The organism is Falsiroseomonas selenitidurans, assembly GCF_012103215.1.
GTDB lineage: Bacteria > Pseudomonadota > Alphaproteobacteria > Acetobacterales > Acetobacteraceae > Falsiroseomonas > Falsiroseomonas selenitidurans.
In genome coordinates, this window is sequence record NZ_JAAVNE010000110.1 from 1 (window position 1) to 2832 (window position 2832).

General features: G+C 66.2%; 3 protein-coding genes. 1 reads left to right on the forward strand and 2 read right to left on the reverse strand.

Annotated features, from left to right (window positions below; genetic code table 11):
* Positions 1 to 544 precede the first annotated feature (544 nt).
* On the forward strand, positions 545 to 1267 hold the full coding sequence (locus HEQ75_RS27490) for a recombinase family protein (protein WP_168035312.1): 723 nt from the start codon (positions 545 to 547) through the stop codon (positions 1265 to 1267).
* On the opposite strand, the gene HEQ75_RS27495 is transcribed toward HEQ75_RS27490, so the two are convergent.
* Together HEQ75_RS27495 and HEQ75_RS27500 are read right to left on the reverse strand one after the other, a co-directional pair.
* Entirely contained in the window at positions 1264 to 1962 is a 699-nt protein-coding gene (locus tag HEQ75_RS27495; protein WP_168035313.1) for a hypothetical protein, read from the reverse strand. The genes HEQ75_RS27490 and HEQ75_RS27495 overlap by 4 nt on opposite strands.
* Positions 1959 to 2294 carry an antA/AntB antirepressor family protein gene (locus tag HEQ75_RS27500; RefSeq protein ID WP_209318814.1) on the reverse strand — a complete coding sequence of 112 codons (336 nt, stop codon included), beginning with the start codon at positions 2292 to 2294 and terminating at the stop codon, positions 1959 to 1961. Before HEQ75_RS27500 ends, HEQ75_RS27495 begins: the two co-directional genes overlap by 4 nt.
* Positions 2295 to 2832: the final 538 nt, after the last annotated feature.

Sequence of the window (2832 nt, forward strand, 5' to 3'; positions counted from 1 at the left end):
CTCGAGCTTGAACTCGCGGCTGAATGTCCTTCGTCCCATGCAAGGGCCTCCGATTGGGTGAAAACCTTATCCAGGTGTCCACCAAACCGGCAGCAGGCCAGTGTAGCCCTTCTAGGTGCGGGTGCGCGGAACAAGGGGCGCCGTTTGCGGTAAGCCGAGGGCGCCAGTCGAATTTTCGGTGTGCATGTCCGAGACGCCCATCAATAGGGGCGCCGCACGACATCTCCCCCCTCCCCGGGTGGCACCCCCACCCCCTCCATGGATGCTTGCCGAGGTGTGGTCGTGGCGGCCCCGGCGGTGCCTGGGCGGGGCGCGGTAGTCCCCGCATCCACCACGAAGAGCAGAGCAACGGCCCCCTGTGGCTGTCCCCAGGCTGCCCGGCAGGGCACGGGCATCGGCATCCCCAGCCGGCAGCCGTGGTCCATCCTCAGGGGCGGATGAAGGCCTGGCATCCGTGTCATTGGCCTTCTACCACCGATGAAGGCTGTTGACATGGTACGGCCAGGGACTCAGGGTGGCGCAGCACCCGCCAGGACCAGCGCCCATGACCGCCACCACCAGCACCACCACCGCCAGCCCCCAGGGGCGCTCCTTCGTGGCCTACTGCCGAGTCAGCACGGCGCGGCAGGGGCGGAGCGGCCTCGGGCTTGAGGCGCAGGAAGCGGCCATCCGGGCCTTCCTCCAACCGGCTGACAGGCTGCTGGCCCCAATCTTCGTGGAAGTGGAGAGCGGGCGCCGGGCGGATCGCCCGAAGCTGGCGGAAGCCATGGCCCGATGCCGGATCACCGGGGCCACCCTCTTGATTGCCAAGCTGGATCGCCTGTCGCGTGACGCCCACTTCCTGTTCGGGTTGCAGAAGGCCGGGGTGGAGTTCATCGCGGCTGACATGCCCCATGCGAACCGGCTGACGGTTGGCATCTTGGCCTTGGTGGCGGAGGAGGAGGCCAGGGCCATCAGCGCCCGAACCAAGGCGGCGCTGGCGGCGGCGAAGGCCAGGGGCGTGAAGCTAGGCGGCGACCGTGGCCACCGGCCTGCGACCCCCGAGGGCATCCAGAAGGGCGCCAAGGCGTCGGCGGAGACCCGCACCCTCAAGGCCGGTCGCCATGCCCATGCGGTCCTGCCGGTCATTGCGGAGCTTCGGGCTACCGGGGCCACGAGCCTCAACCAGCTTGCGGCAGCCCTCACGGCCCGGGGCGTGGCGTCTCCACGGGGCGGCGCCTGGACCGCCACCACCGTGAAGCGGCTGCTGGCGCGAGCGGAGGGCTAACCCACCACCACGCTGTCGATCTGGCCGGTGGCGCTATAGGCGATCTGGTAGGTGTCCCAGGCGTGTTGGTTCAGCAGGTCGTAGTCGGTGACGATCATCCGACCATCCGCCAACCTGTCCACCACATAATCAAGCCTGCCCTGTGCGTCGTAGTCCTGCGCCAGGGTGCGACCATTGGCGAAGACGGAATAGGCATAGTCGATCACGCCGGTGGCGGCGTTGAAGTCCTTGGCCTCGATCAGGCCCTCAATGTGGCGCACGTAGGAGTAGTCGAGATTGCCCGTGGCCGGATCGTACTCGGTCTGGCTGTAGGCTAGACCCGAGAGCTGAGGCCCGACCGCATAGTTGCGCTCGACGAAGACTACTACCGACTCGGTGCGCCCCTGGGCGTCGAAGGTCGTGTAAGTCTGGGAGGCGACCGCTCCGACGTTACCGCCGATGGCGAGCGCATAGCTGGGCTCCCAGAGGGTCACCGACCCGTCATCCCAGGTGATCCTCACGCTGTCCAAGGCGGGGTAGAAGCCGTAGAGGCCATACGAAATCTCGTAGGTGGCCCAGGAGTTTTCGTCCCGCTGGTCGTAGTCGAGCAGGTACGAGGTGTACGGGAAGTCGGAAGAGATGCCCGACAAGGCTGTACGATAGACGTAATCAGGCTGTCCGGTGTCGTCGTCATAGACGGTGATGGTACCACTCACCCGTTGTCCTCCTGAGGTGGGTCAATAGGATGCCGGAATGGCGTCCACCTTGGAACCGGGAGGGGGGCAGCCTTGGCCTTCGCCCGGCGCTCGCACTCGATGAAGTAGTGGCGCACCCGGCGGCCGGCGTCGTTGCGCTCGACCATGGCCAGCTCCTTCGCCATGTCGAGGGTCAGGTGGTAGTCGCGGGAGGGGCGCCCTCCGGTGCTTTCGCTCAGGAATGAGCAAAAGTCCCGACCCTCGGTGAACCCGTAGTCCACGATCCGGCGGGCGATCCAGTCCTTGAAGGCGGTGCCCACCTCCAGGCGCGCATGCAGCTCCCGGGCGTTCACCGTCTGGACGGCCTCGCCGTCGATGGTGGTGGTGGAGAGGGCAGGACCACGGCCAGATAAGCGGGGGGACAGAGGGTGGTTTTCCCCCCGCTTAGAGGAAGATTCCAAAGAAAAACCCTATAGATGCTCCTTAAGAAGCTCCTATGGATGAGCATAAGGAAGCTCCTATGTCGTGATGACCAGTGGAGGTAATCCCCCCTGCATCATCCCCGATGGTGGTTCACCTATAGAGCCTCTTTGGAGACTACTCGGGTAGAGCAGGGCGCAGGCGGGTAGAGCAGCCCATGGGCGTTCCCTGCCTGCGCCCCATGGCCTCACCTGGGACCGGCCAGCCATTCCCGGCCACCGGCCAGGACAGCCACCCCACCGTCATCCAGGCGGCGGCAGGCGAGGCCCCGGGCGTTGTCGGGGAAGATGATGCGGCCACCAGCGCCAAAGTGGAGCGGCCCCCAATTCGACCGGACAGGCGGCGCAACCGTGAGGGCCTGGGCGTAAGCCTAGGCGTGCGCCTATGTCGAAGCCCATCGAGCGCGTTGAA